This is a genomic window from Mycobacterium venezuelense, assembly GCF_054919535.1.
Map to the genome: position 1 here is coordinate 68,295 of NZ_JBONDW010000002.1, position 24,326 is coordinate 92,620.

27 protein-coding genes are annotated in these 24,326 nt (G+C 66.5%); 10 read left to right on the forward strand and 17 right to left on the reverse strand.

Annotation, left to right across the window (positions count from 1 at the left end):
* Nucleotides 1-20 precede the first annotated feature (20 nt).
* The 5 genes from ACRCUN_RS02955 to ACRCUN_RS02975 all read right to left on the reverse strand — a co-directional run bounded on the left by ACRCUN_RS02955 (nucleotide 21) and on the right by ACRCUN_RS02975 (nucleotide 3,892).
* Complete coding sequence (locus ACRCUN_RS02955; protein WP_462140564.1) at nucleotides 21-563, reverse strand: TetR/AcrR family transcriptional regulator; 543 nt, start codon at nucleotides 561-563, stop codon at nucleotides 21-23.
* A gap of 122 nt (nucleotides 564-685) precedes the next feature.
* Nucleotides 686-868 (reverse strand): rubredoxin, encoded by a 183-nt coding sequence (locus tag ACRCUN_RS02960; protein ID WP_462140178.1) that lies wholly within the window; start codon nucleotides 866-868, stop codon nucleotides 686-688.
* The gene (locus ACRCUN_RS02965; RefSeq protein ID WP_085147138.1) at nucleotides 865-1,038 is read right to left on the reverse strand and encodes a rubredoxin; all 174 of its coding nucleotides are present in this window, start codon (nucleotides 1,036-1,038) and stop codon (nucleotides 865-867) included. Before ACRCUN_RS02965 ends, ACRCUN_RS02960 begins: the two co-directional genes overlap by 4 nt.
* Nucleotides 1,035-2,192 carry an alkane 1-monooxygenase gene (locus ACRCUN_RS02970; protein ID WP_462140565.1) on the reverse strand — a complete coding sequence of 386 codons (1,158 nt, stop codon included), beginning with the start codon at nucleotides 2,190-2,192 and terminating at the stop codon, nucleotides 1,035-1,037. The genes ACRCUN_RS02965 and ACRCUN_RS02970 overlap by 4 nt, the downstream gene beginning before the upstream one ends.
* Before the next feature lie 224 nt (nucleotides 2,193-2,416).
* Entirely contained in the window at nucleotides 2,417-3,892 is a 1,476-nt protein-coding gene (locus ACRCUN_RS02975) for an amino acid permease (RefSeq protein WP_462140566.1), read from the reverse strand.
* 61 nt (nucleotides 3,893-3,953) lie between these two features.
* On the opposite strand from ACRCUN_RS02975, the gene ACRCUN_RS02980 reads away from it, so the two are divergent.
* Nucleotides 3,954-5,339 (forward strand): FAD-dependent oxidoreductase, encoded by a 1,386-nt coding sequence (locus tag ACRCUN_RS02980; protein ID WP_462140179.1) that lies wholly within the window; start codon nucleotides 3,954-3,956, stop codon nucleotides 5,337-5,339.
* Nucleotides 5,340-5,350: 11 nt separating this feature from the next.
* On the opposite strand, the gene manA is transcribed toward ACRCUN_RS02980, so the two are convergent.
* From manA to ACRCUN_RS03000, 4 genes are all read right to left on the reverse strand, one after another.
* Nucleotides 5,351-6,577: a mannose-6-phosphate isomerase, class I gene (gene manA / locus ACRCUN_RS02985; protein WP_462140180.1), complete on the reverse strand. Its 1,227-nt coding sequence runs from the start codon at nucleotides 6,575-6,577 to the stop codon at nucleotides 5,351-5,353.
* 4 nt (nucleotides 6,578-6,581) lie between these two features.
* Entirely contained in the window at nucleotides 6,582-7,652 is a 1,071-nt protein-coding gene (locus tag ACRCUN_RS02990; protein WP_462140181.1) for a TobH protein, read from the reverse strand.
* Nucleotides 7,649-9,037 (reverse strand): phosphomannomutase/phosphoglucomutase, encoded by a 1,389-nt coding sequence (locus ACRCUN_RS02995; protein ID WP_462140182.1) that lies wholly within the window; start codon nucleotides 9,035-9,037, stop codon nucleotides 7,649-7,651. The genes ACRCUN_RS02990 and ACRCUN_RS02995 overlap by 4 nt, the downstream gene beginning before the upstream one ends.
* A gap of 86 nt (nucleotides 9,038-9,123) precedes the next feature.
* Nucleotides 9,124-9,543 (reverse strand): DUF3499 domain-containing protein, encoded by a 420-nt coding sequence (locus ACRCUN_RS03000; protein WP_462140183.1) that lies wholly within the window; start codon nucleotides 9,541-9,543, stop codon nucleotides 9,124-9,126.
* 131 nt (nucleotides 9,544-9,674) lie between these two features.
* Between ACRCUN_RS03000 and ACRCUN_RS03005 the strand changes: the two genes are divergently transcribed.
* Nucleotides 9,675-10,097, forward strand: a complete 423-nt coding sequence (locus tag ACRCUN_RS03005; protein ID WP_462140567.1) for a metallopeptidase family protein — start codon at nucleotides 9,675-9,677, stop codon at nucleotides 10,095-10,097.
* A gap of 9 nt (nucleotides 10,098-10,106) precedes the next feature.
* Here the strand turns inward: ACRCUN_RS03005 and ACRCUN_RS03010 are convergent, their stop codons facing one another.
* Nucleotides 10,107-10,496 (reverse strand): WhiB family transcriptional regulator, encoded by a 390-nt coding sequence (locus tag ACRCUN_RS03010; RefSeq protein WP_067854759.1) that lies wholly within the window; start codon nucleotides 10,494-10,496, stop codon nucleotides 10,107-10,109.
* Nucleotides 10,497-10,789: 293 nt separating this feature from the next.
* Here ACRCUN_RS03010 and cofD point away from each other — a divergent pair, with 293 nt between their 5' ends.
* From cofD to ACRCUN_RS03025, 3 genes are read left to right on the forward strand one after another with little or no spacing between them, the layout of a single operon-like run.
* Nucleotides 10,790-11,782: a 2-phospho-L-lactate transferase gene (gene cofD / locus ACRCUN_RS03015; RefSeq protein ID WP_462140184.1), complete on the forward strand. Its 993-nt coding sequence runs from the start codon at nucleotides 10,790-10,792 to the stop codon at nucleotides 11,780-11,782.
* Entirely contained in the window at nucleotides 11,779-13,122 is a 1,344-nt protein-coding gene (locus ACRCUN_RS03020) for a coenzyme F420-0:L-glutamate ligase (RefSeq protein ID WP_462140185.1), read from the forward strand. Before cofD ends, ACRCUN_RS03020 begins: the two co-directional genes overlap by 4 nt.
* Nucleotides 13,119-13,658, forward strand: coding sequence for an NUDIX domain-containing protein (locus tag ACRCUN_RS03025; protein WP_462140186.1), 540 nt, complete (start codon nucleotides 13,119-13,121; stop codon nucleotides 13,656-13,658). The genes ACRCUN_RS03020 and ACRCUN_RS03025 overlap by 4 nt, the downstream gene beginning before the upstream one ends.
* On the opposite strand, the gene manB is transcribed toward ACRCUN_RS03025, so the two are convergent.
* The 3 genes from manB to rfbD are packed head-to-tail and all read right to left on the reverse strand — an operon-like array spanning nucleotide 13,655 to nucleotide 16,520.
* Nucleotides 13,655-14,746, reverse strand: a complete 1,092-nt coding sequence (gene manB, locus ACRCUN_RS03030; protein ID WP_462140187.1) for a mannose-1-phosphate guanylyltransferase ManB — start codon at nucleotides 14,744-14,746, stop codon at nucleotides 13,655-13,657. The genes ACRCUN_RS03025 and manB overlap by 4 nt on opposite strands.
* Complete coding sequence (locus tag ACRCUN_RS03035) at nucleotides 14,743-15,645, reverse strand: glycosyltransferase family 2 protein (protein ID WP_462140188.1); 903 nt, start codon at nucleotides 15,643-15,645, stop codon at nucleotides 14,743-14,745. The genes manB and ACRCUN_RS03035 overlap by 4 nt, the downstream gene beginning before the upstream one ends.
* Nucleotides 15,642-16,520, reverse strand: a complete 879-nt coding sequence (rfbD, locus tag ACRCUN_RS03040; RefSeq protein WP_462140189.1) for a dTDP-4-dehydrorhamnose reductase — start codon at nucleotides 16,518-16,520, stop codon at nucleotides 15,642-15,644. The genes ACRCUN_RS03035 and rfbD overlap by 4 nt, the downstream gene beginning before the upstream one ends.
* A 67-nt stretch (nucleotides 16,521-16,587) precedes the next feature.
* Between rfbD and ACRCUN_RS03045 the strand changes: the two genes are divergently transcribed.
* The 3 genes from ACRCUN_RS03045 (at nucleotide 16,588) to ACRCUN_RS03055 (ending at nucleotide 19,273) form a co-directional block, all read left to right on the forward strand.
* Complete coding sequence (locus ACRCUN_RS03045) at nucleotides 16,588-18,072, forward strand: LCP family protein (RefSeq protein ID WP_462140190.1); 1,485 nt, start codon at nucleotides 16,588-16,590, stop codon at nucleotides 18,070-18,072.
* Nucleotides 18,060-18,776: a TIGR03089 family protein gene (locus ACRCUN_RS03050; protein WP_462140191.1), complete on the forward strand. Its 717-nt coding sequence runs from the start codon at nucleotides 18,060-18,062 to the stop codon at nucleotides 18,774-18,776. Before ACRCUN_RS03045 ends, ACRCUN_RS03050 begins: the two co-directional genes overlap by 13 nt.
* A 149-nt stretch (nucleotides 18,777-18,925) precedes the next feature.
* Nucleotides 18,926-19,273, forward strand: coding sequence for a hypothetical protein (locus tag ACRCUN_RS03055; protein WP_462140192.1), 348 nt, complete (start codon nucleotides 18,926-18,928; stop codon nucleotides 19,271-19,273).
* 89 nt (nucleotides 19,274-19,362) lie between these two features.
* Here ACRCUN_RS03055 and ACRCUN_RS03060 read toward each other — a convergent pair whose 3' ends face one another.
* On the reverse strand, nucleotides 19,363-20,532 hold the full coding sequence (locus tag ACRCUN_RS03060; RefSeq protein ID WP_462140193.1) for an acyl-CoA dehydrogenase: 1,170 nt from the start codon (nucleotides 20,530-20,532) through the stop codon (nucleotides 19,363-19,365).
* Nucleotides 20,533-20,667: 135 nt separating this feature from the next.
* Here ACRCUN_RS03060 and ACRCUN_RS03065 point away from each other — a divergent pair, with 135 nt between their 5' ends.
* The gene (locus ACRCUN_RS03065) at nucleotides 20,668-21,321 is read left to right on the forward strand and encodes a TetR/AcrR family transcriptional regulator (protein WP_462140194.1); all 654 of its coding nucleotides are present in this window, start codon (nucleotides 20,668-20,670) and stop codon (nucleotides 21,319-21,321) included.
* Between the two features lie 17 nt (nucleotides 21,322-21,338).
* On the opposite strand, the gene purE is transcribed toward ACRCUN_RS03065, so the two are convergent.
* Complete coding sequence (purE, locus tag ACRCUN_RS03070) at nucleotides 21,339-21,860, reverse strand: 5-(carboxyamino)imidazole ribonucleotide mutase (protein WP_462140195.1); 522 nt, start codon at nucleotides 21,858-21,860, stop codon at nucleotides 21,339-21,341.
* Nucleotides 21,850-23,055, reverse strand: coding sequence for a 5-(carboxyamino)imidazole ribonucleotide synthase (locus ACRCUN_RS03075; protein ID WP_462140196.1), 1,206 nt, complete (start codon nucleotides 23,053-23,055; stop codon nucleotides 21,850-21,852). Before ACRCUN_RS03075 ends, purE begins: the two co-directional genes overlap by 11 nt.
* Nucleotides 23,056-23,178: 123 nt before the next feature.
* Here ACRCUN_RS03075 and ACRCUN_RS03080 point away from each other — a divergent pair, with 123 nt between their 5' ends.
* A complete protein-coding gene (locus tag ACRCUN_RS03080) occupies nucleotides 23,179-23,844 on the forward strand; it encodes a GtrA family protein (protein WP_462140197.1) in 666 nt (221 codons plus the stop codon).
* On the opposite strand, the gene ACRCUN_RS03085 is transcribed toward ACRCUN_RS03080, so the two are convergent.
* Nucleotides 23,799-24,317, reverse strand: coding sequence for a PH domain-containing protein (locus ACRCUN_RS03085; RefSeq protein ID WP_462140198.1), 519 nt, complete (start codon nucleotides 24,315-24,317; stop codon nucleotides 23,799-23,801). The two genes, ACRCUN_RS03080 and ACRCUN_RS03085, sit on opposite strands and share 46 nt — an antisense overlap.
* Nucleotides 24,318-24,326: the final 9 nt, after the last annotated feature.

Sequence of the window (24,326 nt, forward strand, 5' to 3'; positions counted from 1 at the left end):
GCTTCGCGGGGTGGGCGGCTCTAATTCTCTTCGATCACACCGTAGCGCTCGGCGAACGGTGTCATCAGTCTGGCCAGGTCACCGGCCACATCATGATCCGCCTCCGGCGGCATGGAGACATAGCTCATCGCAAGCCGCACGATCGCGCGCGCGAGCACGCCGGCATCCTCGTCACTGGCCTTCATCCAGCTGTTCTGGAACGTGCCCGTCAGCCGTTCCGAGCACCGGCTGATGATGGGACCGCTGCCCGTCGTGATGATCTGCAGAAGATCCGGCTTGGACGCGCCCGTCAGCAGCGAGATCACGAGCGGGTCTGAGGCCGACTCGATGAAGAACGACCGAAACCCCTCCAGGAACGCCGCATGCACGTCACCGACGTTGTGGTTGATCGCGTCGTCGACGGCGTCGACCAGCCGGTCGGCCAGCCGCATGGCATATCCCTCGGCCAGGCCCTGGCGTGATCCGAACTCGTTGTAGATCGTCTGCCTGCTGACGCCTGCGGCCTGGGCCACGTGCGACAGCGTGATCGCCGACCAGTCCCGGGTCAGCAGCAGATCCCGCATACCGTCCAGAATCGAATCGCGCAGCAGCACCCTCGACGCCTCTGCGTACGGGATGCGTTGCTTGTCACGCGGACGACTCACACGCGCGACAATATCGCTTCCGAACGCAGAGCAGGCCGCTGTCACGGCCGGGCGACCTCCACCATTTCGAAATCGGACTTGGCCGCACCGCAGTCGGGGCAGCTCCAATCGTCGGGAATGTCGTCCCAACGAGTGCCCGGGGCGATGCCGTCCTCAGGCCAGCCCTTCTCCTCGTCGTACTCGAATCCACACTGCACGCATACGTACAACTTGTAGTCAGTCACCGCGAAACCTCCACACTCTCGAAATCGACCTTCTCCCGCACCGCGCAGTCCGGGCAGCACCAGTCATCGGGCACGTCATCCCACGGCGTTCCGGCCGGAAAGCCTTCGCGCGGTGCACCTTTGGCCTCGTCGTACACGTAACCGCAACCGGGACACCGATAGGCGCTCATCGAGCGGCTCCAGCCGCTCCGTAGCGGGCCAGCACCTTGTCGCGCAGCCGCGGCTGGATGTTGACGCGCGTGATGTCGCCGTCGTAGTGCTCCAGCACCCGGTGGTCCATCACCTTGCGCCACAGCGGCGGCAGGTATGTCAGCCCGATCAGCGAGGCGTAGCCGCTGGGCAGATTGGGAGCACCGTCAATGCTGCGCAACGTCTGGTACCGGCGTGTCGGATTCGCGTGATGATCGCTGTGCCGCTGCAGGTGGTACAGGAACAGGTTGGTCACGATATGGTCGGAGTTCCAGCTGTGCACGGGCGCGCACCGCTCGTAGCGACCGCTCGGCGTCTTCTGCCGCAGCAGGCCGTAGTGCTCCAGATAGTTCACCGACTCCAGCAGGCTGAATCCGTATACGGCCTGGATGACCATGAACGGGATGAGGCCGACGCCGAAGATCGCGATGAGCACACCCCAGAACACCACCGACATCGCCCACGCGTTCAGCACGTCGTTCGACGGATGCCACGGCGACTTGTTCTGCCTGCGCAACCGCGCCGCCTCCAATTCCCACGACGACTTCAGGCTGCCGAACACGCTGCGCGGCAAGAACTCCCAGAAGGTCTCACCGAACCGGGCCGACGCCGGATCCTCCGGAGTGGCCACCCGGACGTGGTGCCCGCGGTTGTGTTCGATGTAGAAGTGGCCGTACCAGGTCTGCGCGAGCGTGATCTTGGACAGCCAGCGTTCGAGCGAATCACGCTTGTGTCCCATCTCGTGCGCGGTGTTGATGCCCACCCCTCCGAGCACACCCACCGACAGCGCAATGCCGATCTTGGCCGGCCAGCCCAGACCGCCCTCGAAGCCGAGCCAGCTCAGGTCCGACGCTGTGAACAGGTAGGCGCCCAGGATCACGCTCGCGTACTGGAACGGAATGTAGACGTAGGTGCAGTAGCGGTAGTACTTGTCGTTCTCCAGCTGCTCCATGACCTCGTCCGGCGGGTTCTGCCCGTCCGGGCCGAACCGCAGGTCCAGCAGGGGAAGTAGTACGTAGAGCAGGATCGGGCCGATCCAGAGCGGGATCTGCGCGGCGATGTGCCAGCCGAGCTGGTTCAGCGCCCACACGAGCGGCAGCATCACGAACATCGCGGTCGGGGCGATCAGGCCCATAAGCCACAGATGCCGCTTCTTGTCCCGCCACTGCGGGGCCGCCGAAGTACCCGGGCCGCCTGAGAGTTCCGCTACCACGTCGAGCCTCCTTTGTGAGAGCCATCACTGCAATGACTTGACTATAGGACGGCATATGTCGTCTGTCTAGACACAGAGCGCCTCTTTGTAAACCAAGGTAGGCCGCCGCGGATCGACGACGACAACAGGAGAAGGGCGCTAAACCGCTAGACGGTGGTCGTCACGTCGCGGTTGGCCAATACCGAATGCCGCCGACCGTAGAGCGCGTACACGACGACGCCGATCGCCATCCAGATGAGGAACCGGATCCACGTCACCCCGGTCAGGTTGAGCATCAACCACACGCACGCCACGATCGCGGCGATCGGCAGCAGCGGCACCCATGGCGCCCGGAAGCCGCGCGGCAGGTCCGGGCGGGTACGGCGGAGGACGATGACGCCTGCCGACACGAGCACGAACGCGAACAGCGTGCCGATATTCACCATCTCCTCGAGCTTGCCCATCGGGAACACCGAGGCGGCGACTGCGACGAGAACGCCGACGATGACCGTGATGCGTACCGGCGTCCCGTGCGGCCCGGTGGTCGCCATCTGCCGCGGCAGCAGTCCGTCGCGCGACATCGCGAACAGCACCCGCGTCTGCCCCAGCATCAGCACGATCACGACCGTCGTGAGACCCGCGAGAGCGCCGATCGAGATGACCTTGGCCGCCCAGTGCACGCCGTTGAGTTCGAATGCCGTGGCGAGATTGGCCGAGGAGCCGTCGCCGCTCTTGAGGTCGAGGTAGGACACCATCCCGGACAACACGACCGCCACCGCGACGTAGAGAACAGTGACGATCGCCAGCGAGCCGAGGATGCCGCGCGGCACATCACGTTGCGGGTTTCGGGTTTCCTCGGCCGTGGTGGCGACGATGTCGAACCCGATGAAAGCGAAGAACACGATGGAAGCCCCGGCCAGCACGCCGTACCAGCCGTAGTGACTGCCCTCGGCGCCCGTCATCAACGAGAACAGTGACTGCTCGGCACCGCCGGCACCTTCCGCCGCCCCCTCGCCGGGCGGTATGAACGGGGAGTAATTGGCCGCCTTGATGTAGAACGCGCCGACGACGACCACGAGCAGCACCACCGACACCTTGATGATGGTGATGGCCAGGCTGAAGCGCGCGGACAGTTTGGTGCCCATCGCCAGCAGGTAGGTGACGAAGGCGATGATCAACAACGCCCCCCAATCCAGCGTCAAGCCCCCGAACTGCGCGGTGCCGCCGCCGAACCCGAACACCGTTCCCAGATAGCTCGACCAGCCCTTGGCCACGACCGCCGCGGCGACCGCGAACTCGAGGATCAGATCCCAGCCGATGATCCAGGCGACGAACTCACCGAAGGTGGCGTAGGAGAACGTGTAGGCGCTGCCGGCCACCGGCACGGTCGATGCGAATTCCGCATAACAAAGGGCGGCGAGACCGCACGCGATCGCAGCAATGATGAACGAGATAGAGATCGCCGGTCCGGTGAGGTTGCCGGCGGTCGACGCGGTGATCGTGAAAATACCCGCGCCGATCACCACGGATACCCCGAAAACGGTCAGATCCCACCAGTTCAGATCCTTTCGCAGCCGGGTCGACGGTTCATCGGTGTCAGCTATCGACTGCTCGACGGACTTGGTGCGCCATCTGCCGTTCATAAGTTGCATCGCCTCCCATTCGTGCCCGCTTCACGTCATGTTCCCACTACCGTGGCGGTCGATGAGTAGGACACGAGAACTCGCCTCCAGAGATGCCGTCGTCATCGGAGGCAGCATCGCCGGCCTCTGCGCAGCCCGCGTGTTGGCGGACCACTTCGACCAAGTGACGCTCTACGAACGCGACGAATTACCCGATCAGCCGGTCAACCGCAGCGCCATACCGCAGGGTCAACACGTCCACCTCCTGATGGCGCGGGGCGCCCAGGAACTCGAGAAGATCTTTCCCGGACTTCTCGACGAGATGGCCGACGCCGGTGTGCCGGTCGTCGAGAACCGTCCCGAGTCGATTCACTTCACCGCCGCCGGGCACGTGCTCGGCACCGGCCAAACCCTTGAGTCCAACTTCACCGCATACGTCCCGAGCCGAGGACAACTGGAATGGCAAGTACGCAAACGCACCCTCGCGCTGCCGAATGTCACCGTGGTGCAGAACGGGGTGGTTCAACCGCAGTTCGACCCGGCCACCGAACGGGTGACGGGGCTGCTCCTCGACAACGGTGACACCGTGCCCGCCGACCTCGTCGTCGACGCATCCGGACGTGGCAGCCGTCTGCCGGTGTGGTTGGAGGAGTGGGGCTTCGAGCGTCCGCGCGAGGATTCCGTGAAGATCGGCGTGACGTACGCGTCGCACCGGGTGCGGATCCCCGACGGGATGATCGCGGAGAAGATGGTTCTGGTGAGCGCCTCGCATGACGAGGGCCTGGGCATGGGCATGCTCTTCCACGAAGACGGCATCTGGACCGTGACCGCGTTCGGAGTCGCCAAGGCCGAGCCACCGCAGGACTTCGCCGGGATCTGCGCGCAAGCCGATACGACCGTTCCGCCGCACATCAGCACGGCACTCCGGGCGGGTGAGCCGGTGGGCGGGATGGCTTTCCACCGCTATCCGGTGGCCAAGTGGCGGCGCTACGACAAATTGCACCGGATGCCCGCCGGAATCTTCCCGTTCGGTGATGCGGTTGCGAGCCTCAACCCCACCTACGGCCAGGGCGTGACGATGACGGCGCTGCAGGCCAGCAATCTACGCAGCGTGCTGTCGAGCGGCAGGCAGAATCTCATCAGGCGCCTCGCCTACAGCACCGCGCGATCGACCTATCCGGTGTGGCTCATGAACGCCGTCGCCGACCACATCGCGCACGGCGCAGAAGGCGACAAACCGCGGTGGTACCGGCCGATGTACGGACTTTTCGATCAGTTCCTCGGCGCGGCCGAGACGGATCCTGTTCTGGCGGAATGGTTCCTACGGCGAACCAGCCTGCTCGACAGCCTGTATCTGGCACCGTCACCGCGCCTGATCGGACGTGCGATCCGGACCAACATGCGAGCCTTCCTGGCCGAGCGCGGCGGGCCGGGCAAGCAGAACGACGAGATCCTCGCCGCGCTCTGAGCCGCAGCCGGCTAGATCCCGACGGTCACCCGGAACAATTTGGTCGGCTCGTCGGCGGTCAGCCGGATCGGGCCGTCGTCAGCGGACACCCACGCGGCCGCACCCCGCGCCAGGGCCAGCCGGCTGCCCTTGCCGTGAACGACTGCCGAGCCTTCGGTGCACAGCAACAGCTGAGGTCCGTCATGCCGCGACTGGGCATCGATTTCGTGACCGAGCTGGTCACCCTCGACACACAGCACCGACACCGCGAACTCCGGCGCAGGCGTCTGGTAGATGAGTTCGGTGCCGTCCCTGACTATTTCGGGACGCAGTCGATCTTCGGGGGTCGGGGTGAAATCCAGTACCCGCAGAAGTTCCGGCACGTCGACGTGTTTGGGTGTGAGTCCGCCGCGCAACACGTTGTCGGAGTTGGCCATCACCTCGACCCCCACGCCGTGCAGATAGGCGTGCAGATTGCCGGCAGGCAAGTACAGGCCCTCCCCCGCCTGCAGGCTGACGCGATTGAGCAACAACGCGGCCAGCACGCCGGCATCGCCCGGGTATCGCTCGCCGAGTTCCAGCACGGTCTTGGCTTCCGCGGCGAATTTCTTTTTGCCCGAACGGATGTACTCGATGGCACCGTCGAGTACCGCGGGCACGAGCACGTCAAGGTCGGGCTGGGGGGCGGTGATCCAGGTGGTGAACAACGCACGCAAACCGTCGCCGTCCGACTGACCCGACAACAGGTTGATGAACGGGTCAAGGTCCGATACAGCCAGCGCCCGCATGAGCTCGACAGTGCGCTCCACCGGGCGGAATCCCGCCAGCGCGTGGAATTGCCCTAACGCAACCAGCAATTCGGGCTTGTGGCTGCGATCGCGATAGTTGCGGGTTGGCGCAGAGATCGGGATCTCCAGCCGATCCTCGCGCTCGAACCCCTCCTGGGCCTGCTGCGCACTCGGATGGGCCTGCAGCGACAACGGTTCGTCGGCGGCCAAGACCTTGACGAGAAACGGCAGCGCATCCCCGAACCGGGCGATCGTGGCGGGGCCGAGTTGGCCCTCCGGATCGTCGTGCACCGCTTCCAGCAGCGACTGCTCGCCGTGCTCGTTCTGCAGCCAAGCCGGATCGCCCGGATGCGCACCGAACCACAGCTCGGCCTCCGGATGTACTGTGGGACTTGGCCTTCCAGTGAAATCGGCAATCGCAGTCCGCGAACCCCACGCATAGGTTCGCACCGCTCCCCGTAGCAGATGCACTTCGTTAACCTCGAACCAGTTTCAAATAGACGGCGGTCATCTCCAAGCGGACCGCCATGATCGCCAGTTGTTGTTCCGGACGTCCTACCGGCAGAGCCGTTCCGGCCAATTCGGGAACGTCCTCGGCGCCGATAACGGAGATGTCGGCGAAACCAGCGATCCGGGCCGCCACATTCGGTCGTTCGACGTCGGTGCTCACCACGAACGTGCGCATCCGGCGCGGCAGCGGTCCGTCGATCTGCTCGTCGTGGAACAGTGATCGTTCAGCGGTCGATCCGGCCGCACCACTGCCTTCGGCAGCCAACACGTCGGCCAGGCCGGCGGCCGCCACCACTTCACCCGCCACCCGCAACATCGTGATCGATCCGTGCCGGGCGAGCGCGAGCGTCGCCGCGGTGTCGCCGGCCAGGACGACGTCACTCCCAGACATCCGCTCCGCCAACGTCTTGGCGGGGTTCGTGAACAGCTCGCGTCCGGCACTGTTGCGCAGCGCCTCGGCGTCGAGCTCGTCGGCCAGCGCCGAGAGATCGACGCGCATGCCCGCATCCAGCACGTGCAGGACGGCCAGGCCGGCAGCCAGGTAACGCGTCAAGCCGAACTCGTCGGGCACCCATAGACGCGGGGCCAGCGCAACGGCCCGTCCGGCCGTCACATCGCGTAACGGACCCTCGTACGGCCCGACCACGAGCACCCTGGCGCCCCGCCGGACGCCGGTGGCCGCGGCATTCACCATTGCCGGATCGCCCGGATCGTCGCCGGCGACGATCAACACGTCGAGCGCACCGATCCACGGCGGGGTCTCGGCGGCGACGACGATCGGGGTCGCCACCGACCCGCCGAGTGCAGCAGCCAGCATCGCGCCCGCGGTCTCGGCCACACCGCGGCCGGCCACCCAGATCACCGTGCGCGGTGGATGGTCGGACCGCAGCGGTTCGAGCGTCCCCTCCGAGAGCGCAGCGGCGGTCGCGCGAACCTGCGCACCGGCCATGGCCGCCGCGCGCAGCAGACCGTTACGGTCGGCGGCGAGAAGTCCGTCGCCGTCGTCGAGATCCACTGTGGCGTCGACGGCGTTCACGTCGCCACCTCACTCACCGTCCGGATCTGGGTAGCGACCTTGTCCACGATCGCCTCGACGTCCTCGGTGGTGCGTGCCTCGACGTTGAGTCTCAACAGCGGTTCGGTGTTGGAGGTACGCAGGTTGAACCAGCTGCCGCCGCCCAGATCGACGGTCACGCCGTCGAGATGGTCGATCGAGTGGATGCCGGAGCCGAAGGACTTGAGCACGGCGTCCACACACGCCGCGGCGTCGGCGACGGTGAAGTTGATTTCGCCGGAGGCCTCGTATCGCTGATAGTCGGCCATGATCTCCGACAGCGGTCGCTCTTGTTCGCCGAGCGCGGCCAGTACGTGAAGTGCGGCGAGCATGCCGGAATCGGCACCCCAGAAATCACGGAAGTAGTAATGCGCCGAATGCTCCCCGCCGAAGATCGCACCGGTGTCGGCCATGAGCCCCTTGATGTAGGAATGTCCGACTCGCGACCGCACCGGCGTGCCGCCGCGCTCGACCACCAACTCGGGAACCGCGCGCGACGTGATCAGGTTGTGGATGACCGTCGCGCCGATCTCGCGGGTGAGTTCACGCGCGGCCACGAGCGCGGTGACCGCCGAGGGCGACACCGGCCTGCCGAGTTCGTCGACCACGAAACAGCGGTCGGCGTCGCCGTCGAACGCCAGACCGATGTCGGCACCCGTCTCCAGGACGTAGGCCTGCAGGTCGACCAGGTTGGCCGGATCCAGCGGGTTGGCCTCATGGTTGGGGAACGTCCCGTCCAACTCGAAGAACAGCGGCAGCACGGTGGCGCCGGGGATGGGACCGAGCACCGCGGGCGTGGTGTGACCGGCCATGCCGTTGCCCGCGTCGACCGCGATGCGCAGCGGCCGTAATTCACTGAGATCGACCAGCGAGCGGAGGAATTGGCCGTAGTCGGCCAGCACATCGCGGTCGGTGACGGTGCCCGCCACGCCGTGGTGGGCCGGTACTCCGTTGATCACCTCGTCGGCGATCACCGACAGGCCGGTGTCCTTGCCGACGGGTTTGGCCCCGGCCCGGCACAACTTGATGCCGTTGTAGGCGGCCGGGTTGTGGCTCGCGGTGAACATCGCCCCCGGGCAGTTCAACTTGCCGGAGGCGAAATAGAGCTGATCGGTGGACGCAAGTCCGATCCGGATGACGTCGAGCCCCTGGGAAGTCACGCCTTCGGCAAACGCCGCGGACAACGATGGCGAACTGGATCGCATGTCGTGTCCGATTACGACCTGTCCTGCGCCCTCGGCCCGGACCAAGCGGGCAAACGCGCCGCCGACATCGGCGACGAAGGCGTCGTCGAGCTCCGTGCCGACCAAGCCGCGGACGTCATAGGCCTTGATGACACTGTGAACAGCCGCTGCTGGCCGAGACATAGAACTCCTTGTGAAACGGGATCGTTGGCGCCAGCCTAACCGTCTTGCGGCAACAACACGTTCACTACTCTTGGCCCGACCGGCTTCTAGTCATTGAGGTCGGGCAACACCCGCAGGTGGCCACGTCGCCGCCCGTTCGATTCCGGCGGCCGCGCCGCCGGTGCCATGACCGCGCCACCGCTGACTCCGGTGGCGGGATCGGAGAACCCGGCAACCACACCGCCGCGCGGTACGGTGCCGGCCTGGCCCTCTCGTACCGCGTCGGCGAGCGCCACCAGATCGTCTTCATCGGGATGTGTCGGCAGCGGGCCGGCATGGCGAACGAGCTCCCACCCGCGCGGCGCCGTGATCCGGCTGGCATGCCCGACGCACAGGTCCCAGGAATGCGGTTCGGAGACCGTGGCCAGTGGACCGACGACAGCTGTCGAGTCCGAATAGACGAAGGTCAGCGTCGCCACGGCATAGTGCGGGCACCCGGGCCGGCAGCAGCGACGGGGAACATTCACGCACCAGAGATTATCTCGGACGATCGCCGCACGCTGCCGGACACGCGCAGCCGCGGGGTGCCCGATCCCGAACCGTTACGATCGTGCCCGTGGCCCAGCGGAACCATTGGCGATCGCGGCGCGGCCGCGATATCCGCGGTCCGCTGCTGCCGCGGTCGGTCCCCGGGTGGCGCAGCCGGGCCGAACGGTTCGACATGGCGGTGCTGGAGGCCTACGAGCCGATCGAGCGCCGGTGGGCCGCTCGGGTCAACGCGCTCGACGTCGCAGTCGACGAGATTCCGCGGATGTCCCCGAAAGATCCGGACAGTGTGCAGTGGCCACCGGAGGTGGTCGCAGACGGTCCCATTGCGCTCGCCCGGCTGATACCGGCCGGCGTTGATGTCAGGGGAAATTCGACCCGGGCGCGAATCGTGTTGTTCCGCAAGCCCATCGAGCGCCGGGTCAAAGGATCCGATGAGCTGGCCGATCTACTGCATGAAATCCTGGTGGCCCAGGTGGCCACCTATCTTGGCGTCGAACCCTCGGTCATCGACCCAACGATCGACGACGAGTGACGCTGCGGCTCAGATGATGCCGCGCTTGAGGCGCCGGCGTTCCCGCTCTGACAAACCTCCCCAAATTCCGAAGCGCTCATCGTGCGCAAGCGCGTATTCCAGGCAGGCGTCGCGAACTTCGCAACCCTGGCAGATGCGCTTGGCCTCGCGGGTAGACCCGCCCTTCTCCGGGAAGAAAGCCTCCGGATCAGTCTGCGCGCACAGCGCGCGTTCCTGCCATTGGTCATCTTCGGTTGCCGGATCAACATCAATTTCATCGGGCACCAAACTCAGTTGGGGACGTCCGGTTGCCCCCATCGGTGTCGGCCCGGTGTTGATGTGCGGTGCGTTGTCTACCGAGCCGAGTAGCCGGCCGTCAAACCGGACCACACGATCGAAATCGCCGCTCTCATAAGACATATCCCCCGCCTCCTCACTCGGTCTCGTAGATCCCTCAGTGGAGCCCACTATTGTGATGTGCGGCCATTCCATTCGAACAAATGATCGAATCACGGTCCGCGACACCGGAATCGGTCACCAACCGAAAAATGACACTGCTGTGATTACACACGTGTTAGCTGCTGGGGTCAAGCGCTGGAACAGGAATTCATACCATCCCGTGATGTCAAATCGGCGCGTCGCAACCTCGGCGTGTCCTGCCCGTGACGACGTCGTTTCCGTGCGCGGCACCTCAACGCCTAGTGTCGGTCGTTGTGAAGATCACCGTTCTGGTCGGCGGCGTCGGTGGCGCACGGTTTTTGCTGGGCGTGCAGAACCTGCTGCGCCTTGGAAGCTTCTCCGACGACCCTGGCAACCCCGGCGAGCACGAACTCACGGCGATCGTGAACGTCGGCGACGACGCCTGGATGCACGGCGTCCGGATCTGCCCCGACCTCGACACCTGCATGTACACCCTCGGCGGCGGCATCGACCCGGAACGGGGCTGGGGGCATCGCAACGAAACCTGGCACGCCAAAGAGGAACTCGCGGCCTACGGGGTCCAACCGGACTGGTTCGGCCTCGGTGACCGCGACCTGGCCACCCACCTCGTGCGCAGTCAGATGCTGCGGGCGGGCTATCCCCTGTCCCAGGTGACCGAGGCGCTGTGTAAGCGCTGGTCACCAGGGGCCCGACTGCTGCCGGTCACCGACGATCGCAGCGAGACACACGTCGTGATCACCGACCCGGCCGACGGCGAGCGGAGGGCCATCCACTTCCAGGAATGGTGGGTGCGCTACCGCGCCAACGTGCCGTCGCACAGCTTCGCGTTCGTCGGGGCCGAGCAGGCAACCGCAGGGCCCGGCGTAACCCAGGCCATCGCCGAAGCCGACGTGGTGTTGCTGGCGCCGTCCAATCCGGTCGTCAGTGTCGGCCCCATCCTGCAGATACCCGGAATCCGGGGAGCGCTGCGCTCGACCGCGGCCCCGGTCATCGGCTACTCGCCGATAATCGGCGGAAAACCGTTGCGCGGCATGGCCGACGAGTGTTTGTCGATCATCGGCGTCGAGTCCACGTCGGAAGGCGTGGGCCGCTGGTTCGGCGCGAAGTCGGGCACCGGACTGCTGGACGGCTGGCTGGTACACGAGGGCGACCATGCCGAGATCGAAGGCGTTGAGGTTCGTGCCGTACCACTGTTGATGACCGATCCCCCCACCACCGCCAAGATGGTCCGGGCGGGGCTCGACATCGCCGGAGTGACACTGTGAATGCCGAGCACGGGTCGGCCGACCGCGTCGAGATTCTGCCGGTGCCCGACCTGCCGGAGTTCCGTCCCGGCGACGATCTGGCCGCCGCACTCGCCGCCGCGGCGCCGTGGTTGCAAGACGGCGATGTGCTTGTTGTCACAAGCAAGGTCGTGTCGAAGTGCGAAGGCCGCATCGTCGTCGCGCCCTCCGACCCAGAGGAGCGGGATACACTGCGGCGCAAGCTCATCGACGACGAGGCCCTTCGCGTGCTGGCCCGCAAGGGCCGCACGCTGATCACCGAGAACGCCATCGGCCTTGTCCAGGCGGCCGCCGGTGTCGACGGTTCGAACGTGGATTCCACCGAACTCGCCCTGCTACCCGTCGACCCCGACGGCAGCGCCGCGGCGCTGCGGGACGGAATCCGTGACCGACTCGGCACGACGGTGGGCGTAGTGATCACCGACACCATGGGTCGGGCTTGGCGGAACGGCCAGACCGACTTCGCAATCGGCGCAGCCGGTTTGACGGTTCTGCACGGTTACGCCGGCGCGCGCGACCGGCACGGCAACGAATTACTTGTCACCGAAGTCGCGGTGGCCGACGAGATCGCGGCTGCGGCCGACCTCGTCAAGGGCAAGCTGACCGCGATCCCGGTGGCAGTGGTCCGCGGACTACGCCTGCCCGATGACGGATCGACTGCGCACACGCTGGTGCGCGCGGGTGAGGACGATCTGTTCTGGCTGGGCACGGCCGAGGCAATCCAGTTGGGCCGCAGCCAAGCTCAACTGCTTCGCCGGTCGGTCCGCAGGTTCAGCGGCGAAGCCGTCCCGCACGAACTCATCGAAGCGGCCGTCGGTGAGGCACTCACCGCACCGGCTCCGCATCACACCCGGCCGGTGCGCTTCGTCTGGGTGCAGGACACGGCGACGCGTACTCGGCTGCTGGACCGCATGAAAGACCGGTGGCGAGCCGATCTCGCCGGGGACGGCAGAGCGCCCGACGCCGTCGAACGCCGGGTCAGTCGCGGCCAAATCCTCTACGACGCACCCGAACTGGTGATCCCCTTCCTGGTGCCGGATGGCGCACACAGCTATCCCGATGACGCGCGCACCGCAGCCGAGCACACGATGTTCACCGTCGCGGTCGGCGCGGCGGTACAGGCGCTGCTCGTCGCCCTGGCGGTACGGGACGTGGGTAGCTGCTGGATCGGCTCGACGATCTTCGCAGGCGATCTGGTCCGAGCCGAGCTGGATCTGCCCGGCGACTGGGAGCCGTTGGGCGCCATTGCGATCGGCTACCCCGATGAACAGCAGCCACCGCGCGACCCGGTGCCCACCGAAGGGCTGCTCCTGTACCGATGAGCCTGCACGCCTCCGCCGTCGATGTGCTCACGCATTGGCGGACAACCGATCCGACGCAGGATTCACTGCGCCACGCGGTGTTGTCGTTTCTGGCTGCCCGGCCCGATGCCTGCATGCGGGAATGCGCGCCTGGACACATCACCGCCTCGGCGCTCGTCCTCGACCACACCGGAACACAGACCTTGCTCACCCTGCATCCACGGTTCGGCCGGTGGCTGCAACTGGGCGGGCACTGTGAGGCCACCGATCCCGACGTGCACGCCGCGGCACTGCGCGAAGCCGCCGAGGAGTCCGGCATCAACGGGCTGACCATCGATGCGGAACTGGCGGCACTGCATGTGCATCCGGTGAAGTGCTCACTGGGCGTGCCGACCCGTCACCTGGACATGCAGTTCTTGGTGCGGGCCCCGGAAGGCGCCGAAATCGCCCGCAGTGACGAGTCTTTGGATCTGCAGTGGTGGCCGCTTGACGCGCTGCCGGCCGACACCGACTTCGGGCTGGCTCAGCTCGCCCGAGCCGCCACCGACGGAAGCTAGACGTCCGTCGAGTAGCGGATGCCGCCGTCGGGAATCGCAACCCCTGGCCACACCCGCGCACCACGCAAGAGCTCGCAGCGGGCACCGATGTCGGCACCGTCGCCGATCACCCCGTCGCGGATCAGTGCGCGCGGGCCGATCCTGGCACCGAAGCCGATGATGGAGCGTTCGATCACCGCGCCGGCCTCGACGCGCACGCCGTCGAAGATCACCGCACCGTCGAGACGCGCGCCTGCACCGATCTCGGCGCCCCGCCCGATCACAGTCCCGCCGATGAGCAGCGCGCCAGGGGCGACCGCCGCACCCTCGTGCACCAGTGACTCACCGCGCTGGCCGTTGAGTGCAGGCGACGATGCGATGCCGCGCACCAGATCTGCCGAACCCCGCACGAAGTCCTCAGGCGTGCCCATGTCGCGCCAGTACGACATGTCTACGTACCCGCAGACGCGCAAGCCGTCGGCCAGCAGGCCGGGGAACACCTCACGTTCGACCGAAAGTGCCCGGCCCCTTGGAAGTTTGTCGATCACCGCCCGCTTGAACACATAGCAGCCTGCGTTGATCTGATCGGTCGGCGGATCCTGGGTCTTCTCCAGGAACGCGGTGACGAGGCCGTCGGGATCGGTCGGAACACATCCGAACGCCCGCGGATCGCCCACCCGAACCAGGTGCAGCGTGACGTCGGCGCGGTGCTCGTCGTGCGCCTCCAGCAGCGCGCCCAGGTCGGCGGCTGACAGAACATCGCCGTTGAACACCATCGCGGTGTCGTAGCGCAGTTTGTCGGCGACATTGGCGATGGCCCCGCCGGTGCCCAGAGGCTCGGTCTCGGTGACGTATTCGATCTCCAGTCCGAGTTCGGAGCCGTCGCCGAACGCGTCCTCGAAGACCTCGGCCTTGTACGACGTCCCCATCACCACGTGCTTGATGCCTGCCGCGGCGATCCGCGACAGCAGATGGGTCAGGAACGGCAGCCCGGCGGTGGGCAGCATCGGCTTGGGCGCCGACAGCGTCAGCGGCCGAAGGCGGGTGCCCTGACCACCGACCAGTACGACGGCATCCACTTCGCCAGGATTGGTCCCCGGATTTGTCACTGCAACGCCCCCCTCTTCGACTGCATACGCCGCGACTTACCGACCACGAGCCCCGCGCGTACGGCCAACGCCCCCCGGATCGTCCACCGCAGCGGCGCCTGCCATATCGCGGGGTACCGATCTGCCAGGAAAGTGTATGTGCTGCGGTGATGGGCGGCCAGGTTTCGCGCCGGGTCACGACCGGTGGAGTGGCCCTTGTAGTGCAGCACCTCCGCGGACGGCACATAGACATTCGGCCAGCCGGCCCGGCTCAACCGGTCACCGAGGTCGACGTCTTCCATGTACATGAAGTAGCGCTCGTCGAATCCGTCGATCGCATCGAACGCCGCCCGGCGCAGCAACAGACAAGAGCCCGACAACCAGCCGACCTGACGTTCGCTGGGCTCCTCCCGCTCCTGGCGGTAGGCCGCGGTCCACGGATTGGATTTCCAGAACGGGCCGACCACCGCGTGCATGCCGCCTCGGAGCAGGCTCGGCTGATGGCGCGCCGACGGGTAGACCGAGCCGTCGGGGTCGCGGATCAGCGGACCGAATGCGCCCGCGTCCGGCCAGCGCTCGGCGGCTTCCAGCAGGAGGTCGATCGAATGGGGCCCCCACTGCACGTCGGGGTTGGCCACCACGAAAAACTCCGAGCAGTCGGTGTCCGGCGAAATCTCCGCCGCGGCGCGGTTCACCGCGCTGCCGTATCCGAGGTTGGCGCCGGTGCGCAACAGACGCACGTTCGGGTAGCGCTGCTCGGCCTCTTCTGGCGCGCCGTCGGTGGAGCCGTTGTCGGCCATGATGACCGTCACCGGTCGGTCCGTCGCCAACGACAGCGACGCCAGGAACCGGTCCAGGTGCGGCCCAGGCGAGTACGTCACCGTCACCACCACGAGCGGGCGGAGGCCTTCCTCAGTCACGGCGTAGAGGGTAGCGGGCCGTCGGAGGACGCTGCCGAGACCGCCGCGACGAGCGCCTCGCGCCACGGCCGTAGCGGAGTCAGCCCGGCCGAAATCGACCGCTGCGCCGACAACGCCGAATAGGACGGCCGCGGCGCCGGCCGCGGATGCCGGTCACTGCCCACGGGCCGGACCCGATCGGGGTCGGCGCCGACCGCCTCGAAAGTTGCCCGCGCTTGGTCGAATCGACTGGCTTGCCCCGCATTGGCGGCATGCACCACAGCGGCGTGCACCTTGCCATCGGCGACTTGCAGCAAGGCCGTGACCAGGTCACCCACATACGTGGGCGAGCCGATCTGATCGGCGACCACGTCGACTTGCCGGTCCTCGGCCGCGAGCCTGCGCATGATTGCCACAAAATCGCCGCCATCGCCGCCCTCGTACACCCAGGCGGTCCGGACGACATGAGCATCGGGCTTTGCGGTCAGCACTGCCCGTTCCCCCGCGAGTTTGGTACGGCCGTACACACTGACCGGTGCGGTCGGGTCGTCGACCTCATATGGAGTGTGACGGTCACCACCGAATACGTAGTCGGTTGAGATGTGTACCAACCCGGCCCCGACCGCCGCACACGCCTCGGCCACATTCCCGGCGCCGACGGCGTTGACCGCATGCGCCCGGGCCTCGTCAGCCTCGGCGGCATCGACCTGCGTATAGGCCGCGCAGTTGACCACCACGTCCCCGGCAGCAACGAAATGCCGCACCGCGCCGGCGTCGGTGATGTCACATTGCGCCGAGGTCAGCGCCAGCACATCGCGACCCTGCTGACGGGCCTGATCAGCCAATACTCGCCCGACCAGGCCGCCTGCCCCGGTGATGACAATGCGCTGCGACATGCGACCGAGTCTGGCACGCCGGTCCGCGTTACCCGGCTCACGTCCGCTCCGCAAGTAGCCTGGGCACGTGCCGATCCACCTACTCCGAACCATTGCTGTGACCGCAGCGTCAGCCGTGGTGCTCGGGACGGGTGTGGCCTGGACTCAGATCCGCTCGTTCGAATCGGGCATCAATCACATCAGTTCGCCTGCGCTCGGCGATGGCGGCGAGGACGGCGCGATCGACATCCTGTTGGTCGGGATGGACAGCCGCACCGATGCGCACGGCAACCCGCTGTCCGCCGAGGAACTCGCGACGCTACGAGCCGGCGACGACGTGTCGACCAACACCGACACGATCATCCTGATCCGCATACCCAACAACGGGAAGTCGGCCACCGCGATCTCGATCCCCCGCGACTCCTACGTCGAAGCACCGGGGTGGGGCAAGATGAAGATCAACGGCGTGTTCGGCGACGTGAAGCTCGACCGGATGAAGCAGCTGGTCGAGGTCGAGGGCGAGGATCCCGCCACCGCAGAGCCCAAAGCGGTCGAAGCCGGTCGCGAGGAACTCATCCAGACCGTCGCCAACCTCACCGGTGTCACCGTCGACCACTACGCCGAAATCGGCCTGCTGGGCTTCGCGTTGATCACCGATGCCCTGGGCGGCGTCAACGTCTGCCTGAAAGATGCTGTCTACGAACCTCTTTCGGGCGCCGATTTCCCAGCGGGCTGGCAGAAGCTCAACGGCCCGCAGGCGTTGAGCTTCGTACGGCAACGCCATGACCTTCCGCGCGGCGACCTCGACCGCGTCACCCGTCAGCAGGCCGTCATGGCGTCGCTGGCCCATGAGGTGATCTCAAGCAAGACACTGTCGAGCCCGGCGACGCTGGGGCGGCTGCAGGACGCGGTCCAGCGGTCGGTGGTGATCTCCGACGGTTGGGACATCATGGATTTCGCCGATCAACTGCAGAAGCTCGCTGCGGGCAACGTGGCATTCGCGACCATCCCCATCCTGCGCGAGGACGGTTGGAGCGACGACGGCATGCAGAGCGTCGTGCGGGTGGATCCCACCGAGGTCCACGAATGGGTTTCGAGCCTGCTGCAGGACCAGGACGAGGGCAAGACCGACGAAATCTCGTACTCGCCGGACAAGACCACCGTGGAGGTGGTCAACGCGACCGACATCAACGGGTTGGCGGCCGCGGTATCCCACGTGCTGACCACCAAGGGCTTCACGCCCGGCAGCACCGGCAACCACGACGGCGCTCCGCTGTCCGGCAGCCAGGTGTTGGCCGCCAAGACCGATGACCTTGGCGCTCAGGCGGTTTCGAAGGATCTCGGCGGACTGCCGGTCAACGAGGATTCGTCGGTTCCGGCCGGCTCGGTGCGGGTGGTCCTCGGCGACGACTACACCGGTCCGGGTTCGGGGCTCGACGGCAGCGATGTGACGCTCGGAGCGGTCGATCCCGCTGCCGCCGACACCGGCGGCTCGTCCGACACGGCTGAGGCACCGCCGCCGCCGTCGCCGGTGCTCACCGCAGGGTCCGATGATCCGGAGTGTGTGAACTGACGACGACAATCAGCGCCGCAATTCTCGATCCCCTGCTGGCCTCGGATCCCGCGGGCCCGCGGATCACCTACTACGACGACGCGACCGGCGAGCGCATCGAGCTGTCGGCCGTGACGCTGGCCAACTGGGCGGCCAAGACCGCCAACCTGTTGCGCGACGAGATGGGCGCCGGTCCTGGGACGCGCGTGGCCGTGCTGCTGCCCGCGCACTGGCAGACCGCGGCCGTGCTGTTCGGCGTGTGGTGGATCGGCGCCGAGGTGGTGCTGTCCGGTGCCGCCGACATCGCTCTGTGCACGCGGGATCGTCTCGACGAGGCCGACGACGCGGTGGCCGGCGGCGAGGTCGCGGTGCTGTCGCTCGACCCGTTCGGTAAACCGGCCGCCGACCTCCCCATTGGGGTGACGGATTACGCCACGTCGGTCCGCGTGCACGGGGATCAGATCGTGCCCGAGCGCCGGCCGGGCCCGGCCCTCGACGGTCGCTCGGCCGCCGATGTCCTGGCCGCCGCTCAGCGTTCGGCAGCCACACAAGAGATCACCGGCGTCGATCGCGTGCTCTCGACAGCCGCCTGGGACGACCCCGACGCGTTGGTGGACAACCTCGTCGCGATCTTCGCCGTCGGCGCATCCCTCGTGCAGGTCGCGCACCCGGAATCCGCCGCACAGGAGCGACGCCGGCAAATGGAGAAGGTCACCCGCGGGTGACGCTGCCCAGTTGGGCGTTCACATCCGCTTCTCAGTTTTTTGCAGTACCTTTGGTCAAGTTCGTGACTTGTTCGCGAGACTGAACCATGCGGCTTTTGCACCGGATGGCTCACCACAGCCAACATCACCACAAGTGACTCAGGACCCCGATGGGCTCGACCCTAGCCGCGATCATCACGTTACTGGGACTGCTCGGGTGGCACCTGCGAACGCGACGCCACCCGAGCTGGTCGGTCAGTTCCGATGCGCGGTTCTACATCTACAGCGGTTACCCGCTGGTGGCCATCGCGGTGTTCTGGCTGACGAAAGCGACCACCGGAACCGATTGGGAATGGGTGATCGGCAACGTGTGGGCGTTCGCCGCGATGGTGATGTTCGTTCGCGGATTCAACGCGCTCAGTGTCGCGACCGCACAGCAGTACACGACGTCTCGCGCGATCGAGTCGATCGAGAAGACGCGTGAAACCAAAGGCGCGCAGACGCCGCGGTCCGACTAGCCCTGTTCAATCTCGCGAGTGTGCGGTTTCATACGCGCGCAGCGGCGAGTCGCGTACGAAACCGCACATTCGACACAACTTCCGGGCAGTTACTTGAGCAGCGCCCGGCTCATCACGACGCGCTGGATCTGGTTGGTGCCTTCGTAGATCTGGGTGATCTTGGCGTCGCGCATCATGCGTTCGACCGGGAAGTCGGCGGTGTAGCCGGCCCCGCCGAACAGCTGCACCGCATCGGTGGTGACCTCCATGGCCACATCGGAGGCAAAGCACTTCGACGCCGCCGAGATGAAGCCCAGGTTGCCTTCGCCGCGCTCGGCGCGCGCGGCGGCGTGGTAGACCATCAACCGCGCGGCCTCCAGTTTCATCGCCATGTCGGCGAGCATGAACTGCACGGCCTGGAAATCGCTGATCGCCGTGCCGAACTGCTTGCGGTCCTTGGTGTAGGCGATCGCGGCGTCCAACGCACCCTGCGCGATACCGACGGCCTGCGCCCCGATCGTGGGCCGAGTGTGGTCGAGCGTGGCCAGCGCGGTCTTGAACCCGGTGCCCGGCTCGCCGATGATCCGATCCCCCGGGACGCGGCAGTTCTCGAAATACAACTCGGTGGTCGGTGAACCCTTGATCCCGAGCTTGCGCTCCTTGGGGCCGACCGAGAAGCCCTCGTCATCCTTGTGCACCATGAACGCCGAGATGCCGTTGGCGCCCTTGTCCGGATCGGTCACCGCCATGACCGTGTACCACGACGACTTGCCGCCGTTGGTGATCCAGCACTTGGTGCCGTTGATGATCCAGTCATCGCCATCGGCTTTGGCGCGTGTGCGCATCCCCGCCGCGTCACTGCCCGCCTCCCGCTCACTGAGCGCGTAGGAGGCCATCGCCTCGCCTGACGCCAGCGATGGCAACACCTGCTTCTTCAGATCATCGGAGCCACGCAGGATCAAGCCCATCGTGCCCAGCTTGTTGACCGCCGGGATCAACGACGCCGACGCATCGACCCGCGCGACCTCCTCGATCACGATGCATGCGGCCACCGAGTCGGCACCCTGGCCGCCGTACTCCTCGGGCACGTGCACGGCGTTGAATCCCGACGCGTTCAGCGCATCCAGTGCCTCCTGCGGGAACCGTGCCTGCTCATCGACCTCGGCGGCATACGGGGCGATCTCTTTTTCGGCCAACGCCCGAATCGCCGCACGAAGCTCCTGATGCTCCTCCGGCAACTGGAACAAATCGAAAGATGGGTCACCGCCCCAACCAGCCATGATCTTCTCCTTAGCGCTGTTGGTTCTCTTGGTTTCAATCGTTGCCCGGACTGCACATCGAGTACACCGCCCTGCTACGTTTGGTACTCAGTACCATAGCATCGGAACTCAGTACCTGACGAGGGAGGTGCGCGAATGACCGACCTGCCGACCACGCGCGAGCGCCTGGTGAGCGCGGCATTCGACCTGTTCGAAGAACGTGGTTACGAGGCCGCGAGCGTCGATGAGATCGCGGCACGGGCCCGGGTGGGACGTACCACCGCGTTTCGTCAATTCGGATCGAAAGAGGCGTTGATCTTCCCCGATCACGAGGCGTTGCTGCGCCGCGCCGACGAGAGGTTGTCGACGGTTCCGACCGAAGCGCTCGCCGCAGAAGTGATCGCGGTGGCGACCTCGGTGTTCGAGCACTACCTCGCCGAGGGCGAGCGCGCCCGCACGCGGTATCGGCTCACCCGCTCGGTTCCCGCCCTGCGCGACTTCGAGACGGCCGTGGTGTCGCGGTACGTCCGGCTGTTCACCAAACACCTGCGGACCGCGCCAACCGAGGATTGGACGGCGGACCTGCGCGCAGAACTATTCGCCAACGCCGTGGTCGCCGCTCACAACCATGTTCTTCGTCGATGGCTGCGCGGTGACGTGACCAATCCCCGGTCGGACCTGGCAGAGGCGCTGGCCGCGACATGGCCGATCTACCGCGGCGGCAGCGGCCGCACCGCGGTTGTGGTGATGTCCACCGATGAACCGATCGAGTCCCTCACGCCCCGCATTCGCGAGCTGATCGGCGATTGACTCAGCCTGCGACTCAGTCAGCCCAACAGGCGATCGCGCAGGGCCGCATCTTTGGCCAGCACCATGGCTTCCAGGTCGGCCTGGAATTTCACCATCCGCGCCCGCAACCCCGCATCGGCGGAGCCCAGCATTCGCACGGCAAGCAAGCCCGCATTGCGTGCTCCGCCAATGGAAACCGTGGCCACCGGCACCCCGGCCGGCATCTGGACGATCGACAGCAGCGAATCCATCCCGTCGAGGCGGGCCAGCGGCACCGGAACGCCAATCACGGGCAGCGGTGTTGCCGAGGCCACCATGCCCGGCAGGTGCGCGGCCCCGCCCGCGCCGGCGATGATCACCTCGATGCCGCGGTCCGCGGCGGTCTTCGCGTAGTCGAGCATCCGGCCGGGCGTCCGGTGCGCCGAGATCACCCCGACCTCGAACGGCACCTCGAACTCGGCGAGTGCCTCTGCCGCATCCGACATCACCGACCAGTCGCTGTCGCTGCCCATGATGAGCCCGACCCGTGCCGATGCGCGATTCTCCGCATCACTCGCCATGTTCATCCCATCCGTCCGTCCACTCCGCATGCGAAAGCCAGTGCGCTGCACGAACTGCCCGTTCGCGCAGATCGGCCATGTCCGATCCGATCACGTTGACGTGCCCGATCTTGCGGCCGGGCCGCTCGCCCTTTCCATAGAGATGGACCTTGGCCTCGGGCATCCGCGCGAACAGATGGTGCAGCCGTTCGTCCATCGACATTTCTGGCGTCTGCGGCGCACCGAGCACGTTGGCCATCACCGCGGCCGGCGCGATAGCCGAGGTGTCACCGAGCGGGTAGTCCAGCACCGCGCGCAGATGCTGTTCGAACTGGCTGGTGACCGCGCCGTCCATGGTCCAATGCCCGGAATTGTGCGGGCGCATGGCCAACTCGTTGACCAGAAGCCCGCCGTCGCCGGTCTCGAACAACTCGACAGCGAGCACCCCAACCACGCTCAGCTCGTTGGCCAGTCTCAGGCCGAGTTCCTGTGCGGCAGAACCTAGTTCATCGGAGAGATCGGGCGCGGGCGAATACACCTCGACGCAGATCCCGTCGCGCTGCACGGTTTCCACCACGGGCCAGGCCGCGCCCTGCCCGAACGGTGAGCGCGCCACGAGGGCGGCGAGTTCGCGCCGCATCGCGACACGTTCCTCGGCGAGCAGCGCCACCCCGTCGGCGAGATAGCGCTCGACGATCTCACGGGCCTGGGCCAGATCGTCGGCCATCATGACGCCCTTGCCGTCGTAGCCGCCGCGGACGGTCTTGATGACCACCGGACCGTCGATGAGCCGCACGAAATCCTCGATGTCGGCGACCGAACCGATGTCGGCGAACCGCGGAACCGGCGCGCCGAGGTCGTGCAGCCTGCGCCGCATCAGCAACTTGTCCTGGGCATGCACGAGGGCCTGCGGCGGGGGCGCCACCGTGACGCCCTCGGCGACGAGTTGCTCGAGGTGTTCGGTGGGGACGTGCTCGTGGTCGAACGTCAGCGCCGAGGCGCCCGACGCCGCCCGGCGCAGCGCGTCGAGGTCGGTGTGTTTCCCGATGACGACGTCGGGAGTCACCTGGGCAGCGGGTTCATCCGGTCCGGAGGCCAGCACCCGCAGGGTCTGGCCGAGTGCGATCGCCGCCTGATGGGTCATCCTGGCGAGCTGACCGCCACCGATCATCGCGACGACCGGCGGTTGCTTGGGAGTAGTCGGCACGGGGTCCATCGTTTCACGTCGCAGCGGGATGCCGTTCGTGTCCTCGCCGTGACCGGTGCATTGACCTGCGGTTAAGGTGGGGCTGCGCAGCGATGCGGCATCGTGACGCGCGCTTACGTACACTGCCTACCTGTGTCCTTCGCTGATGCGACGATCGCGCGACTGCCGCGATTCATCCGTCCGTACGCCGAGCAGCATCACGAACTGATCAAGTTCGCGATCGTCGGCGCAACGACGTTTGTGATCGACTCAGTGATCTTCTACACACTCAAGCTCACGGTGCTCGAGCCCAAGCCGGTGACCGCCAAGATCATCGCAGGCATCGTCGCGGTGATCGCCTCCTACATCCTCAATCGGGAGTGGAGTTTCCAGAACCGCGGCGGCCGAGAGCGCCATCACGAGGCCCTGTTGTTCTTCGCGTTCAGTGGCGTCGGCGTGCTGCTGTCGATGGCGCCGCTGTACTTCTCCAGCTACGTGCTGGGGCTGCGCGTGCCCGAGGTGTCGCTCACCATCGAGAACATCGCCGACTTCATCTCGGCCTACATCCTGGGCAATCTGCTGCAGATGGCGTTTCGGTTCTGGGCGTTCCGCCGCTGGGTCTTCCCCGACGAGTTCGGCCGCGATCCCGAACGGGCGCTCGAGTCCACCCTCACCGGCGGTGGAATCGCCGAGGCCTTGGAGGACCAGGCCGAGCTGACGCGCGCGGGCACGGTGACGCCGCTGCGCAGGCCGAGCCGCCGCGCCCGCGCGCGTCAGCTCGGTGACTCTTCAGAACCCAGGGTGTCGAAGACTTCGTGATACAGCAGTGAATGCACTTGTTCCACGCGCGGTATGTCGTGGAATTCCAAGGGATCCTGCGACGCCGATTCGATGATCAGCGTTCCGGTGCGTAGCAGCCTGTCGGACAGGCCGTGCCGGAACTCCACGCTGTTGATCCGGGCCAGCGGGATATCGATGCCCGAGCGGGTCAGAACGCCTTGGCGGAACATCACGCGGCGGTCGGTGATGACGAAGTGCGTCGTCCACCAAGTCAGGAACGGCCAGATCGTCAGCCAGCCGACCACCACGAGCCAGATCACCCCGATGACGATGAACAGCACGTTCTTGGCGGTGGTCTGCCAGTCCATGGTGTTCACCACCGCGGCGACGAAGGCCGCCGCCGCGCTTGCCAGGATCAGCACGAACGCCGCCCCGATCAGGCGTTTCCAGTGCGGGTGCCGATGCAGGACCACCTGCTCGTCGTTGGCCAGCACGTTCTCCGGGTAACCCACGGCAGAACT